11 protein-coding genes are annotated in these 14060 nt (G+C 68.2%); 3 read left to right on the top strand and 8 right to left on the bottom strand.

Annotation, left to right across the window (positions count from 1 at the left end):
* Positions 1-71: 71 nt before the first annotated feature.
* Positions 72-2270, bottom strand: coding sequence for a vWA domain-containing protein (locus tag ACMGFE_RS10800; protein ID WP_436925208.1), 2199 nt, complete (start codon positions 2268-2270; stop codon positions 72-74).
* A 161-nt stretch (positions 2271-2431) separates the two neighbouring features.
* Between ACMGFE_RS10800 and ACMGFE_RS10795 the strand changes: the two genes are divergently transcribed.
* Positions 2432-3466: a DUF5787 family protein gene (locus ACMGFE_RS10795; RefSeq protein ID WP_436925207.1), complete on the top strand. Its 1035-nt coding sequence runs from the start codon at positions 2432-2434 to the stop codon at positions 3464-3466.
* Between the two features lies 1 nt (position 3467).
* Here the strand turns inward: ACMGFE_RS10795 and ACMGFE_RS10790 are convergent, their stop codons facing one another.
* From ACMGFE_RS10790 to ACMGFE_RS10765, 6 genes are all read right to left on the bottom strand, one after another.
* On the bottom strand, positions 3468-3698 hold the full coding sequence (locus ACMGFE_RS10790) for a hypothetical protein (protein ID WP_436925206.1): 231 nt from the start codon (positions 3696-3698) through the stop codon (positions 3468-3470).
* A gap of 94 nt (positions 3699-3792) precedes the next feature.
* The gene (locus tag ACMGFE_RS10785) at positions 3793-4506 is read right to left on the bottom strand and encodes a queuosine precursor transporter (RefSeq protein WP_436925205.1); all 714 of its coding nucleotides are present in this window, start codon (positions 4504-4506) and stop codon (positions 3793-3795) included.
* Positions 4503-4679, bottom strand: a complete 177-nt coding sequence (locus ACMGFE_RS10780; RefSeq protein ID WP_274321871.1) for a ribbon-helix-helix domain-containing protein — start codon at positions 4677-4679, stop codon at positions 4503-4505. Before ACMGFE_RS10780 ends, ACMGFE_RS10785 begins: the two co-directional genes overlap by 4 nt.
* A 173-nt stretch (positions 4680-4852) precedes the next feature.
* Positions 4853-5125 (bottom strand): hypothetical protein, encoded by a 273-nt coding sequence (locus tag ACMGFE_RS10775; RefSeq protein ID WP_436925204.1) that lies wholly within the window; start codon positions 5123-5125, stop codon positions 4853-4855.
* Positions 5125-6171, bottom strand: a complete 1047-nt coding sequence (locus ACMGFE_RS10770) for a cytochrome d ubiquinol oxidase subunit II (RefSeq protein WP_436925203.1) — start codon at positions 6169-6171, stop codon at positions 5125-5127. Before ACMGFE_RS10770 ends, ACMGFE_RS10775 begins: the two co-directional genes overlap by 1 nt.
* Complete coding sequence (locus tag ACMGFE_RS10765; RefSeq protein WP_436925202.1) at positions 6164-7594, bottom strand: cytochrome ubiquinol oxidase subunit I; 1431 nt, start codon at positions 7592-7594, stop codon at positions 6164-6166. The genes ACMGFE_RS10770 and ACMGFE_RS10765 overlap by 8 nt, the downstream gene beginning before the upstream one ends.
* 221 nt (positions 7595-7815) lie before the next feature.
* On the opposite strand from ACMGFE_RS10765, the gene ACMGFE_RS10760 reads away from it, so the two are divergent.
* Positions 7816-9645 carry a sensor histidine kinase gene (locus ACMGFE_RS10760; protein ID WP_436925201.1) on the top strand — a complete coding sequence of 610 codons (1830 nt, stop codon included), beginning with the start codon at positions 7816-7818 and terminating at the stop codon, positions 9643-9645.
* Positions 9646-9796: 151 nt separating this feature from the next.
* A complete protein-coding gene (locus ACMGFE_RS10755; RefSeq protein ID WP_436925200.1) occupies positions 9797-11764 on the top strand; it encodes an AMP-dependent synthetase/ligase in 1968 nt (655 codons plus the stop codon).
* Between the two features lie 42 nt (positions 11765-11806).
* On the opposite strand, the gene ACMGFE_RS10750 is transcribed toward ACMGFE_RS10755, so the two are convergent.
* Positions 11807-14008 carry a twin-arginine translocase subunit TatC gene (locus ACMGFE_RS10750; protein ID WP_436925199.1) on the bottom strand — a complete coding sequence of 734 codons (2202 nt, stop codon included), beginning with the start codon at positions 14006-14008 and terminating at the stop codon, positions 11807-11809.
* Between the last annotated feature and the right edge of the window lie 52 nt (positions 14009-14060).

Genomic DNA, 14060 nt, shown 5'->3' with positions numbered 1-14060 from the left:
GTTCGCGCGACGTCAGCGAACCGTCGGCGCACGCCACCGCCGGACTGCACTGCGTGTTCGAAAGTGGGGATCTACGACTTGACTTCGACGTTGTTGACCCTGATGTTGATGACGCCCTCGGGTCTCGCTTCGGACTCGGCGAGGCCGACCTGGTAGAGCAGCGCCAGTCGGTTCGTCGAGTTCGTCCCGTCGGGGTAGTCGAGGATGACCAGCGCCTGGTTGCTCTTCATGTGGGTGATGTTGCTCGTCGTGTTGAGGTGGACGTCCGATCTGGAGTCGATGGCCTCTTCGATGTCCTCCTGCCACCACGCGGGGGCGTCGCCCGCGAGGAACGAGGTCATGTTGTCGCCGTCGCGGAATATCGTCGCGTTGTCCGCGCCGAGGGGCTGGTCCTCGGTGGTCATGTTCGTACAGCGAGTGACCTGGTACGACGAGCCGTTGTGCGAGCGCGTGATCCCGGTGCCGCGCCACTCCGCGCAGTTGTACGTCGACGCGTTGAACGTCAGCGACTCGTTGTCCGCGAGCGCGAAGGAGTGGCTGAACAGCGTCGGCGCGGTCGGGTCGTTGATGTTCAGGTACCGGGTCCCCCCAGAGGTGTTGACGGCGATCCGGTCCGTGTCACCGGCGATCTGTGGCGCGTACGTGCGGCCCGTGCCGGTCTGCAGACTCGTCGAGGTCGGCATGCGAGCGATCTGTCGCGTGCTGGAGATGCGGGTCGCGATGTCGACGAAAACATCGCTGAGTTCATCCTGGTTGCTGGCGTAGTAGTACTCCCCGCCAGTCTCTCCGGCTATGTACTGGAGTACACTCTCGTTGAAGTCCGAAGTCGACTGCCCGAACCCGATAGTGTAGACCGTCGCTTGCTGTTCGCCGGATGTCTCAGCGCGCTTCTCCGCGGCTTCGTTATCGCCGACACCCGACATCCCTTTTTCATTGAATTCACCGTCAGAGAGGAAGACGATGACGCTCTGTCGCGTCTGATTGCTCTTCAGGTGCTGGACTATGTTCGCCTTGTCGAGTCCGACACTCCCCGCAGTCCCCCCGCGGTCTTCAGTCGCCTCGACAGTGGTATTGAACGCACTGCTCGGTCGGACCAGATACCGCCCATTTGTGTCGGGTGGGGTTGGTGTCCGCCAGATCCAGGCATGGTCGCTGGCCCAACTCGGTTTGTCCCACTTCGTGGAGTAGCCGACGAGGCCGACCCTATCTTTGCTTGCATTGAGCTGTGTGCTAAAGTTCTTGATTGCCTCTTGAGCGGCGAAAAGCTTCGTGTTCCCGTTCGGGAGGTGTTGTCCCATCGACCCCGATTCGTCCAGGACGAACACCACGTCGAGCGGCGGGCCGGAGACGTTCTGGGCGTTCTCGATGCGTCTGATCTGGCCGATGTCGACGCGGTTCTTCGAGAGCGCCTCCACGTAGGTGCTGTAGTCGTTGGAGACGTTCTTGGTGACGCGGATCGTGTTGCCGTCGATCTCGACCTCGTCCATGTACGGCGCCTCAGACATGTTGATGACGTGGTTGCGGCTGTCGTCGACGCGCCGCGGGAGATCGCTCTGGTTGAGGTAGGCGACGGCGGTCCGGTTCGAGGCGTAGACGTCCGTCTCGACCCCGAGTTCGCCCTCGAGGTAGTCTCCCCAGGCGACATAGAAGTCGCTCTGGACTTCCAGCGTAACGTTGTCCGGGCGCGCACAGGTCCCGGTGATCACCTGCTGGGAGCGCGCGGTCGACTCGCGTGTGGACGTGCTCGCGTTGTAGAACGCCTGGTTCTTGTCGTTGGACACCTCGCCGGTGAGGTTCGTCACCGAGACGTCCAGGCTCCCGTTCCGAAACCGGACGGCCGGCGCCGTCTGCATCGCGCTCCCGTTGTCGTTGGCCGACCAGACGCCGCCGGCCTCGTAGGCGACGACCTGGCCCTCGTCGTTCTCGTATCGGATCGAACTCAGCGTGATGTTGGTCGCGCACGTGGCGTTCCGGTTGACGGTGACGTTCAGAAAGCCCGAGCGTATCAGCCGTGCGTCGTTTCGTTCGAGGTCCCCGAGCGAAAAGCGGTCCCGCGCGGAGTACTCCGAACTCGTCAGCGTCGCGAGCTTCGAGTCGACCCCCTCCATGACGACCTGCGAGCTCGTGTCCGACCGGTCCTGCTGGAGTTCGCTGATCGCGCTCGATCCGCTCACCAGAACTAGCATCGCCCCCGTGAGCACCAGCCCTATCAGTATGACCATCCCGATAATACCGGACTGGCCTCTCCCCGTCGTCTCGATCGTTCCCATTTCCCACGTCACCCTAATCTCATTGCCAGTTACACACGGCCGATCAAAAGTGTATCGGTGAACTGACGCGTCCGCCGACTGGGATCGGCCGCAGACGGTCACGGGGCCGGAATCCGGCGGCGACGCGTCGCGCTTATGCCCGCTCGCGCCAACCCATCTCTGTGCAGGAGTTCGCGTTCGAACTCGCGCTGTGTGCCCGTCTCGAGGCACCCGACCGGATCGTCGGCCGGCAACTCGGCGCCGCGGTCCACGGCCGGCGCGTCGCCGACGTCGTCTGCGTCGAGCCCGGCCCCGAGTTCGACCGCCGCGCGGCCATCACGCCGCACACCATCCCGCCGCTGGCCATCGAGAGCGCCGTCGGTCCGGGCACCGCTCGCTCGGTGACCGACGCGTTCGACTGTCACCCCGAGCGCGCGCGGGCAGTCGCGGAGCGAGCGGTCGAACTGGGCTTCTTCGAGCGCGAGCGCAGCGGGTCGAGCGCCGCGGTCCGCCAGACCGTCCGCTACCCCGAGTGGTTCGACTCCCTCGTGGGCATCGAGAACAAACCCGACCTCGACCGCCCCGGCGACCTCCGCGACCAGTTGCGCATCGACGTCTCGCTGGGCGTCTTCGACGAGGTGGTCCTCGCGACGGAGACCTACGTCACCGGCGCCCACCTCAACCGCTTCCCCGACGAGGTCGGCGTCTGGCGGTTCGACCCCGAGACCGGCGACCGCGAGGTCGTCCGCGAGGCCGAACCGCTGGCGACCGACGGTCCCGGCGTCGAACTGCTCGACCGGGAGGCGGGTCGAACGAACGTCCGGCCCGTCACCGCCGCCGAGAAGCGCCGCCAGCGGCGCCGAATCGCCGAACGCGCCTACGGCAAGGGCTGGCGGACGTACGAACTGCCCGACTGCCGCCGGTGCGACTCCGGAGCGGTCGACCCGGTCGAGTACGCCGACGCGGGGCTCCCGTGGTGCGAGTGGAAGGGCGGGATCGTTCGGCCGGTCGCCGACTGCGGACCCGAGTGTCCGGGGTACGAACCCGCCGACGACGAGCGTGAAGCGGCCGACGACGAGCGTGAAGCGGCCGACGAGAGCGGCGGAGTCGAAGGGGCCGACGATTCGGAGGCGATCCGGGCGCGGCTGAGCGCCTGGGAGCCCGATCCGGCGGGCGTCGCCCGGCGACAGAGCGGCCTCGACCGATTCCTGGAGTGAGTTACTCGCCCGTGTCGTCCGACCGGGAGTCGCCCTGTCTGCCGCGGAGATAGCGGTTGCCGGCGACGTAGACGACCGTGAATATCAGGACGAACGACGCCGTCTCGGCGACCGCGACCGAGCCGTCGAGGACGAGCTGGATCCCCGCGTAGGCCGCGGTCGCGACGACCGCGACGAGGGCCGTCGCGACGATCGGCCGTTCCTCGACGACGGCGTCCGCTTCCATATTCATATCCCCGAGAAGCGCGCTGTCCGCATAATTGTGTGGGACGGCCGAAGATCGGCCCGTCAGGTGACGACCGAGAGCGCGGAACCGCGCGATGCCGTCACTCCGGCCGCGAGTAGGCGGTCGCGGAGGCGGTCTTCCGGGAGCGGACGGCGGCGACGACGGCGTAGACGAAGGGTGTGTCGACGACGGCGACGAGCAGTTTGAAGAGGTACTGGCCGGCGATGAGCGCGACGGCGTCGGAGGGCGAGGTGCTGCCGAGCAGGACGAAGCCGACGAGGATGAAGATGACCGTGTCGATGAGCTGGCTGGTCGCGGTCGACCCGATGTTTCGCAGCCAGAGGTACTCGCCGTCGGTGTAGTCGCGGATCCAGTGGAAGACGAACACGTCCCAGTTCTGGCTGACGAGGTACGCCGCGAGGCTGGCGACGACGATGGACGTGCTCGCGCCGAGGACGCTCTCGAAGGCCGCCAGATCGATCTGCCCCGGTACTGTCTGCGGCAGCGCCGGCGCCTCGATGGTGCTCCAGACCAGCGCGAGCAGGACGAAGTTCATCACGAAGCCGACGTTGACGACGACGGTCGCGGCCTTCCGGCCGTACAGTTCGGCGTAACAGTCCGAGGCGAAGAACGTCAGCGCGTAGGCCAGCGCCGCGCCGGGGAGCACGAGAGCCCCGCCGACGACCGGTAGTTCGAACGGGAGCCCGAACTGCAGGAGCTTCGAGGCGGTCACCTGCGCCGTGACGATCGCCGTGACGAACAGGCCGATGAGACCGACCTGCACCGGCGACGGCGCCGGACGCCCGTCGCTCATCGCTCCTCCTCCAGGCGCCCCTGCCGGGAGTCGATGTCGTCGAGCATGTCGAGCGTCTTCCGCATCGACGCCCGGATGGCCTCGCTCCGGTTGACGAACTTGCCGTTCTCGCCCACGTGCTCGTCGAGGTCGTCGAGCAACTCCTGGGGCACTTCCACGCTGATCTTCGGCATAGATATTCGTCAGAGGTCACTCCGAGAATATAGGCGGATCGCTTCGCCCGGGTAAGTCAGGACAGATGGACGCCACCTGGCCGTCCGTCGGGGCGGATGGACGCCGCGCCGGGTCAGCCAGGGCGGATGGACGCCGCGCCGGGTCAGCCAGGGCGGATGGACGCCGCGCCGGGTCAGTCCGCCCCACTCGCGCTAGCGTCCGGGGCGTGGGCGGCCGCGATACGCGCGTCGACGAGGGCGGCGACGTTGTGAAAGAGGATCCCCACCGAGACGAGCGTCGTCAGGAGGTAGGCGATGAACGCGGGCGGACCGCCGACCGCCGCGCCGACGGCGCCGCCGGTGATGCCGACGACGGTGAGTTCCAGCCACGTCAGTAGCGTTCGCGAGAGCAGGGAGGTCGTCTTCGACGCGGCGTCGTAAGTCTCGACCGCACGATCGTCGCTCATCAGTACGTCTCCCCCGCCTCGACGGGGCCGCTGAACGTCGAGTACAGCACCGCGAAGTAGCCGAACACGAGCGGGAGCAGGACTGCGGCGCCGATCGTCATGAGGTTCAGTGGGAGCGTCGAGACGATGGCGTCGCTCACGGTCTGGCCGGTGACGCGGTCGACGTACGGGTAGGTCAGGCGCGCGACGACCCCGACGAGGGCGAAGACCAGCCCCGCGGCCGCGGCGAACGCGGGGAGGTGACGGTCGCGGCGCATCGCGACGGCGTAACCGCCGGCGAGCGCGACCGTCGCGACGACCAGTCCGAGCGCGAGCGGCGACGTGAGCGCCGAGCGGACTGCCGGCGTCGTCGCGTAGATCGTCCCGAGCGCGAAGACGACGAGCCCGACGTACGCGACGAGCGCACGCAGACCCGCCCGTTCGAGGTCCGTCTGGAGGCTCCCTCGCGTCTTGAGGCGGAGGAACGCCGCCCCGTCGACGACGGTGAGCGCGACGACGGCGAGACCGACGACGACCCCCGGGACCGTGACGATCCGCGTCGCGCCGAGCACCCAGTTGGCGGCGAAGACGCCGAGGAAGAAGGGGGCGCCGACGCTCCCGACGACGAACGCGCGGCCCCACCAGCGCTTCCAGGCGTCGTCCTCGCGCTGTTCGTACAGTTCGGGCGCGAGCCCGCGGAGGATGAGCGCGCCGAGGATGGCGAACATCAGGAGGTAGTGGCGGCTGAACAGCGCCGCGTAGACGCTCGGGAACGCGGCGAACATGGCGCCGCCGAAGACGACCAGCCACACCTCGTTGCCGTCCCAGAACGGCCCGATGGCCGCGATCAACTGCTCGCGCTCGTGGGGGTCCGCGCGGGTCGCGAACAGGGCGCCGACGCCGAAGTCGAACCCGTCGAGGACGAGGAACACGGCGAAGATGAAAAAGAGGAGCCCGAACCAGAGCTCGGGGAGCGGCAGGCCGAACAGCGGCCCGTCCGCGAGCGAGAGCGGCGGTGCCGGGAGCGAGCGGACGGCGCCCGCGAGGTGTGCGACCGGTTCAGTCATCGACGGTCACCCCCGGGGCGAGCGGGGCGTCGGCGTCCTCGGCGTCGACGGTCCGCAACTCCTCGCGACCCGGCGGTCCGGCGCGGACGATGCGCGCGAGGACGTAGCCGTAGAGGGTCAACAGCCCGAGGTAGACGGCGGCGAACGAGAGCAGCGTGAGGGTGGCCTCGCCGCCGGTGAGGCCCGGTGAGACTCCCTCGCTGGTCCGCAGGACGTTCTGGATCACCCACGGCTGGCGGCCGACCTCGGTGACCACCCAGCCGAGTTCGACGGCGAGGATCCCCAGCGGCGCCGAGAGCATCAGCGCCTTGTGCAGCAGGTCGTCGTCGAGCAGCCCGCCCCGGTACCACCTGAAGGCGCCCCAGAACGCCAGGAGGACGAACCAGAAGCCCAGCGCGACCATGATCCGGAACGACCAGAACACGACCGCCACGGGCGGAGCCCCTTCGAACTCGTTCAACCCGGTGATCGTCGCCTGGGGATCACCCCCGCTGGCGAGCCACGAGGCGCCGCCCGGTATCCCGATCCCGAAGATGTCCTTGGCCTTCGGGTTCGTCATGTCCTCGACGCTGGTCGGGAATGCGACGATGTACTCGGGGACGTAGGAGTCGGTCTCCCAGACGGCCTCCATCGCCGCGAACTTCTGGGGCTGGCTCTCGGAGACGTGCCGTGCGTACACGTCGCCGTGGACCACCTGGAACGGGGCCGTGATGACCAGTGCGACGAGCGCGATCTTCAGCGTCCGCTCCCAGAAGTCGGCGTGGGGGACCGTGTTCCCCCAGACGTGGTGGCGGAAGACGTAGTACGCGCCCAGCCCGGCCATCACGAGCGCGACCGAGAGGACCGCCGCGTTCTGCATGTGAACGAACATGTAGGGGAAGCGCGGGCTGAGGTAGGCGGCGAGGGGGTCGGTCAGCCTGACGACCTCTCGCCCGCCGGACTCGACGAGTTCGAACCCGCGGGGGGTCTGCATCCAGGAGTTGGCGATCAGGATCCACACCGCCGACAGCCAGGTCCCGAGACCGACGGCGAGGGCGGAGACGAAGTAGAGACGGTCGCCGACGCGGTCGCGGCCGAATACGAACACGCCGAGGAAGGTGGCCTCCAGCATGAACGCCATCATCCCTTCGATCGCGAGGGGGCCGCCGAACAGCTCGCCGGCGATCGTCGAGAACGCCGCGAAGTTCGTCCCGAACTCGAACTCGAGGACGATCCCGGTGACGGTCCCCACGACGAACGAGACGGCGAATATCTTCGTCCAGAACCGCCGGAGCTGCTCGTAGACGGGGTCGCCCCCGCGGATCTCCTTCCACGTGAAGTAGACGAGGAAGGGCGCGAGTCCCATACTCATCACGGGGAAGACGATGTGGACGATCGTCGTCAGTGCGAACTGGAGCCGACTGGCGATGACGGGGTCGATCATGGTGTGGTTGACGGACGTTCGACCGGCTCGGACCGGCCGGCCCGCGTGCTCGGCTCGCCCTACGTGACCGGAGACCCTATCGCGTCTCAGCATTCCCGCCGACGTGAAATGGCCGAACATGTTTTGGTCTCGGAGGTCGAATGTCAGGGATCGGCGAGCGTCTCGACGGGTCACGGGTGGTTGGCGGCATTTTTATCCGGGAATACGGTATAGAGGGTTCTATGCCACATTCGGGGGACATCTCGACTACAGTCGCCGTCGTCGCGGCCGACGAGGTGGTGCGCGAGGCGGCGGTCGCCGCGCTGGAGGCAGACACCTCCCTGGCCGTCTCGACGCCGGAGGGCGACGGCGCACGAGCGGTCAGGGCCGGGGTCGAACGCGGGGCGGTCTGTGTCGTCTGCGGCCCGGACGAGACGTACTACGACGCTGTCAGGGACGTCGACCGGACGCGACCGGTGGTCGTCGTCGACCCCGGGGGCGACCGGATCGACGGCGACCTGCTCGACAGGCTGCTGGAGGACCCGTCGGCGGCCTACGTCGCCGACGGCGAACACACCTCGCGGCTGGTGCGGTCTCGGGTCCGCGACTTCGTCGAGCGCGAGCGCGACGAGGTGGGCTGGCACCTCGCCGACCTGAGCGGCGAGGCCATCGTCTCGTTCGATCTCGACTCCTACGCGCTCCGGGAGGCGAACGAGACGTTCTTCGACCACTGGGCGCTCGATCCGCCGGACATCGACGACGCGACGCTCGCCGACCTGCGCGAGACGGACATCACGCACGAACTCCGCGGCCGCGGGCGGGGCGAGCCCGGCGAGGAGGAACTGGAGTGGCTCAGGGACGGCGGCCCGATCGAGACGTTCGTCCAGGGGGCCCTGGACGGCGACTTCGAGCGCCGCGAGTGGCACTGCGCCGGCGTCGACGGGGCGTTCAAGACCGAAGTGGAGATCGTCGCCGACCGGTCGGCGGGGATCGGGTACCTCGTGGGGAGCGTCCCCGACGGCGGGCCGCCGGACGACGACGAGGGGGCGATGCTGCGCTCGCTCGTCGAGCACGTGCCGATGTCCGTCTACTTCAAGGACGACCAGAGCCGACACGTCCTCGTCAGCGAGGACGTCGTCGAGCCGTTCATCGAGTCTCCCGAGGGGAAGATCCTGCACACGCCCGAGGACGTCCACGGGAAGACGGACTTCGACCTCTACGAGGCGGGCCACGCCGAGGACGCGATCGCCGACGACCGACAGGTGGTCGAGAGCGGCAAGCCCATCCGCGGTCGGATCGAACGGGCCAGCCCGCCGAACGGGCGGGACCTGTTCTTCCAGACCACCAAGGCGCCGTGGTACGACGAGTCCGGTCGCCTCCGCGGGACGGTCGGCGTCACGGTCGACGTCACCGAACAGAAACGCCGCGAGCACGAACTCGACCGGCAGAACCAGCGCCTCGACGAGTTCGCGAGCATCATCTCCCACGACCTGCGCAACCCGCTCAACGTCGCCGCGGGCCGCCTGGAGCGCTACCGCCAGACGGGCGACGAGTCGGACCTCGACACCGTCGCGGAGATGCACGAGCGGATGGCGTCGCTCATCGACGACGTGCTCTCGCTGGCCCGCGAGGGTGACCAGATCGAGGAGACCGAGCGGGTAGACGCGGGCGTGGTCGCCACCAGGGCCTGGGCGACCGTCGACACCGGGGCCGCGACCTTCGAACAGGACTGGGCCTACCCCATCGAGGCCGACCCCGACCGGCTCGTCCGCCTATTCGAGAACGTCTTCGGCAACGCGGTCGAGCACGGCGGCGAGGACGTGACCGTCCGTGCCGGTACGCTCGACGACGAACCGGGCTTCTACGTCGAAGACGACGGTCCGGGCATCGAGGTAGACGATCCGGAGACGGTGTTCGAACGGGGCGTGAGCGCGGACGAGGCCGGGACCGGCTTCGGGCTCGCTATCGTCCGGGAGATCGCCGAGGCCCACCGCTGGTCGGTCGCCGTAGCCGAGGACGACAGCGCTCCCGGCGCCCGCTTCGAGTTCACCGGCGTCACGCGCGCGGAGTAGCATCTGGACGGTCGGCGCTGGGTCCGACATCGAGACGGCCGGCGCTGGCTCCGCCGAATCGTCGCGTTTCGCGCGCGTTGGCACCTGCCCGCCGCCTCCCGCGCGCGCCCTGGCCCGCACCTTTTTACCGGAGAATTCATAACAGATGTTCATGGGTTCGGTCGACAGGGAGCGGGCGTTCGACGACCCCGTGTTGGGGGAGTCGACGCTCGCACAGATGTTCGAGAACAGCGCGGCGCGCAACGCGGACCGTCCGGCGCAGCGGTACAAGGGTGGGGTGTACGACCGCTCGCTGGCCGGCGTCGCGTTCCCCGCGGCCCCCGACGGAGAATTCGCGACCCTCACGTACGACGAGATGGCAGCGGTGGTCCGCCGGCTCGCGGCCGGTTTCCGCGACCTGGGCGTCGAGCGCGGCGACCGCGTCGGGCTCTACGCCGACACGCGCATGGAGTGGGCGCAGACCGACTTCGCGGTGCTCGCGGCCGGCGGCGTGGTGTCCACGGTGTACAAGAGCTCCTCCGAGTCGCAGGCGGCGTACCTCCTCGACGACCCCGACGCCACCGGGGTCGTCGTCGAGAACGAGACGTGCCTGGAGCGGGTCTACGAGAACGACGCCGACCTCGACCTGGACTTTTTCGTCGTGATGGACGACCCGGGACGTTTCGCGGGGGAGTCGGACGTGTACACGCTCGGGGAGGTCTACGAGCGCGGCGCCGACCAGTACAACGAGGCGGCCTACGAGGGGTGGCTCTACGAGAGCGACGTCGACGACCTGGCCAGCCTCGTCTACACCTCCGGGACGACCGGGAAGCCGAAGGGCGTGCGCCTCACCCACCGCAACTTCCGGTCGAACGTCGACCAGGTGTACCGCCGCTACGGCCCGCGACCGGACAAACCCTCGGAGTTGAGCATCGACACCGACACGACGACCGTCTCGTTCCTCCCGCTCGCGCACGTCTTCGAGCGCCTGGCCGGTCACTTCCTCATCTTCGCCGCGGGCGGGACCGTCGCCTACGCCGAGAGCGTCGACACGCTGAAGGAGGACTTCCAGACCGTCGAGCCGACCTCGGCCACGGCGGTCCCGCGGGTGTTCGAGAAGATGTACGGGGCCATCCGCGAGGAGGCCCAGTCGTCGTCGGTCGCCGAGCGGATCTTCCAGTGGGCGAGCGACGTGGCTCGCGCGCACCACCACGCAGACGACCCGGGGCGGCTCCTCTCGGTGAAGCACTCGGTGGCCGACCGGCTGGTGTATTCCGACGTGCGCGCGGCGCTCGGCGGGAACATCGACTTCATGGTGAGCGGCGGCGGGACGCTCTCGGCCGAACTCGCGGCGCTGTACCACGGGATGGGCCTGCCGGTCTTCGAGGGCTACGGACTCACCGAGGCGGCGCCGGTCGTGACGACGAACCCGCCGACCGACCCGAAGACGGGCACGATCGGTCCGCTGGTGCAGGACATCGACGCCCGCCTGGACACCGACATCGACGCCGAGTTCGACGCGGAGGGCGCGGTCGGCGAACTGCTCGTCTCGGGGCCGAACGTGACCGACGGCTACTGGGAGCGCCCGGAGGCGACGGCCGACGCGTTCACCGACGACGGGTACCTGCGGACGGGCGACATCGTCGAGCGGCGACCGGACGACTACTTCGTCTTCCACGAGCGCGCCAAACAGCTCATCGTCCTCTCGACGGGCAAGAACATCCCGCCCGGGCCCATCGAGGAGCGCTTCGGCGACATCTCCATCATCGAGCAGGTGATGGTGCTCGGGTCGGACCGGAAGTTCGTCAGCGCCCTGGTCGTCCCGGACGTGGACGGTCTGACGTTCTTCGCGGAATCGGAGGGCGTGTCGATCCCCGAAGACCGACAGGCGATCTGCGAGAGCGACGCCGCCAGGAACCTGGTCGAACGAGAGATCGAGCGCGTCAACCGGGACTTCGAGGAACACGAGCGCATCAAGAAGTTCCGGCTCGTCCCCGAGGAGTTCACCCAGGAGAACGGCCTCCTGACCCCGACGATGAAGAAAAAGCGCCGGGACATCCGCGATCGCTACGCCGCGGAGGTCGCCGACATGTACGGCGAGAAGGCGTTCGAGTCGGCGCCCTCGACGGACGACGACTGACGCCGGGGTCCGGGCGCTCGTTCTGATCCGCAGACCGTCGCTTCAGTCGGCCGCTTCGCCTTCTCTGCTGGGCGTGCGTCGACCGCCGAGGGTGTAGACCCACAGGAGTCCGAGGCCGACCATGTACGCGAACGCCGTGGGGATGGAGAACACCAGCATCGTGAGCAGGCTGGAGGGGGTGAGGAACGCGGCGGTGACGATGATCGCCATGACGACCGTCCGCCAGCGGTCGAACATCGTCTGGAAGGTGACCAGGCCGCCGCGGTGGAACAGGAACATCGTCACCGGCACCTCCACGAGCAGGCCGACGCCGACCGTCGTGGCGACGACCAGCCAGCCGAAGTTGTTGATCCGGTAGTAGATGACCATGCTCGACTGGATCGCGTCGGCCGCGAGCCACGAGATGATCGCGGGCGCGATGTACAGGAACCCGAGCAGGCTCCCGCCGACGATGCCGACGATCAGGGAGACGGCCCACGCGCCGAGCACGCGCCGGTCGCCGCCGACGAGCCCGCGTTCCTTGAGTCGCGGCCAGGCGTAGTAGAGGATCAGCGGGAACGTCGCGACCAGCCCCAGTAGCGTGGCGAACTTGATCTCGAAGATGAGCGCCTCCGCGGGGTGGAGCGTCACGATGTTGGCCTGGACCCCCTGGCTCTCGGGCATCCGGCTGAAGAAGATCTCCTGGAGCCGCCCGATCCCGCCCTGGTAGAGGAAGACGAAGGTCGCGGCCATCACGACGCCGAACACGCCGACGATGCGGAACGCCCGCGAGGTGAGGCTCTCGAGGATGAAGGCGATGTCGTAGTAGTAGCCGCCGATGTCGTCCTCGGTGGTCTCCTCCTCGGTGAACGAGTCGACGACGCCCGCCGTCGTCGAGGCGAAGATGCCGCCCTCGTCGTCGTCAGCAGCGGTCGCGTCGCCTTCGCTCCCCTCGGCCGCCTCGGCGCGTCGCTCTTCGGCCTCCTGGACCTCGTCGAAGCGGTCGAGGATGGCCTGGGCCTTGTCGGGGTCTTCCTGTTCCTGCAGGGCCTCGCGGGCGAGCTCGGTCGCCTCGCCCTCGTCCATGTCCTCGAAGCGCTCGGGCGGCGTCGCCGGGATCGCCGCGGCGTCGAGAGCCAGCAGGTCGATCTCTGCGGGCGACCCCACGGGCTCCGTGGGGTCGCGGGCCGCGTTGAGTTCGCGGATGGAGAAGGCGAACAGGGCGACGCCGAGCGCGACGGCCATCACGGCGAGGCCGACGAGCGCGGCGACGACCTGGGGGTCCAGCCCCGTCATCTCGGCGAGGCTGGGGTAGGGGCCGCGCTGGTACTGTTCGGGGAGGCCAGCGAGGACGTCGTTGACCGCGGCGACACCCATGCGGACGACGAAGAGGTAGCCGGCGGCGAAGGTGAGGAGGGCGATGCCCGCGAGCTGGTTCCAGTAGGTGCGGAGGACCAGTCCGGCCGAGACCTCGTCGGCCGAGCGGCGCAGGAGTTCGGCGAAGCGGGCCAGCGCCAGGCTGAAGGCGTAGAGGCCGATCAGCGGGAGCGCCCACATGATCTGCGTGAGCGGGTCCGGCGGCGAGAAGAACGCGCCGAACACGAAGATCCCGAGCACCGCGTAGCGCCAGCGGTCGCGCATCGCCTGGTAGCTGAGGATGCGCAGGTACGCCAGCGAACTCATCGCCAGCGGCAGTTGCGCGGCGAGGCCGAACGAGAAGCCGAGGAAGGCGATGAACTGCGTCCACTTGACGATGGACCACGCTGGCTCGAAGCCGGCGTTGACGGCGTTGCCGGCGAGGAACCCGAGCATGAGCGGGAAGAAGAGGTAGTAGGCGTAGGCGATGCCGCCGGCGAAGAGGACGACCGAGAGCAGCGCCGGGAAGGCGAGTTTCCAGCGGGGGACGTCCTCGGCGGGCCACCAGCCCCGCGCTCGCAGGGCGTCGCGGCCGTAGTAGATCACGACCGGGATAGCCATGAGGATCCCGATGAAGATCCCGATCTTCGCCTGTAACAGGATCACGTCGAAGGGCGTGGTCGCGACGATGCTGACCCCCTCTCCGCTCTGTTTAAGCTGGGGGTTCAGGTCGGCCTTGAGCTGGTCCCAGACGTAGAGCCGGAGCGCGTAGAACGTCCCCATGAACCCGATGACGAAGACCATGAAGGCCTTCTGGAGGTCCTCGCGGGCGCTGCCGATCATGGACCCGAGGGTCGCGCGACCCTGTGCGACGGTCCGCTTGGTGTCCTCGTCGATCGCGGCAGCCATCTCGGGGAGTGGTAACCGAGTGACTGTTATCAATCTATTCATCACGGGACTT

Origin of the sequence: Halosimplex amylolyticum, from assembly GCF_051414035.1 — an archaeon.
Lineage (GTDB): Archaea > Halobacteriota > Halobacteria > Halobacteriales > Haloarculaceae > Halosimplex > Halosimplex amylolyticum.
This window is presented reverse-complemented; position numbering and strand designations above follow the sequence as displayed.

Excerpts from the sequence above, each read along its gene's own strand:
- ACMGFE_RS10790 (WP_436925206.1), bottom strand. The coding sequence starts at position 3,698 with ATGAATATGGAAGCGGACGCCGTCGTCGAGGAACGGCCGATCGTCGCG.
- ACMGFE_RS10775 (WP_436925204.1), bottom strand. The coding sequence starts at position 5,125 with ATGAGCGACGATCGTGCGGTCGAGACTTACGACGCCGCGTCGAAGACG.
- ACMGFE_RS10765 (WP_436925202.1), bottom strand. The coding sequence starts at position 7,594 with ATGATCGACCCCGTCATCGCCAGTCGGCTCCAGTTCGCACTGACGACG.
- ACMGFE_RS10760 (WP_436925201.1), top strand. The coding sequence starts at position 7,816 with ATGCCACATTCGGGGGACATCTCGACTACAGTCGCCGTCGTCGCGGCC.
- ACMGFE_RS10780 (WP_274321871.1), bottom strand. The coding sequence starts at position 4,679 with ATGCCGAAGATCAGCGTGGAAGTGCCCCAGGAGTTGCTCGACGACCTC.
- ACMGFE_RS10755 (WP_436925200.1), top strand. The coding sequence starts at position 9,797 with ATGGGTTCGGTCGACAGGGAGCGGGCGTTCGACGACCCCGTGTTGGGG.
- ACMGFE_RS10750 (WP_436925199.1), bottom strand. The coding sequence starts at position 14,008 with ATGGCTGCCGCGATCGACGAGGACACCAAGCGGACCGTCGCACAGGGT.
- ACMGFE_RS10800 (WP_436925208.1), bottom strand. The coding sequence starts at position 2,270 with ATGGGAACGATCGAGACGACGGGGAGAGGCCAGTCCGGTATTATCGGG.
- ACMGFE_RS10785 (WP_436925205.1), bottom strand. The coding sequence starts at position 4,506 with ATGAGCGACGGGCGTCCGGCGCCGTCGCCGGTGCAGGTCGGTCTCATC.
- ACMGFE_RS10770 (WP_436925203.1), bottom strand. The coding sequence starts at position 6,171 with ATGACTGAACCGGTCGCACACCTCGCGGGCGCCGTCCGCTCGCTCCCG.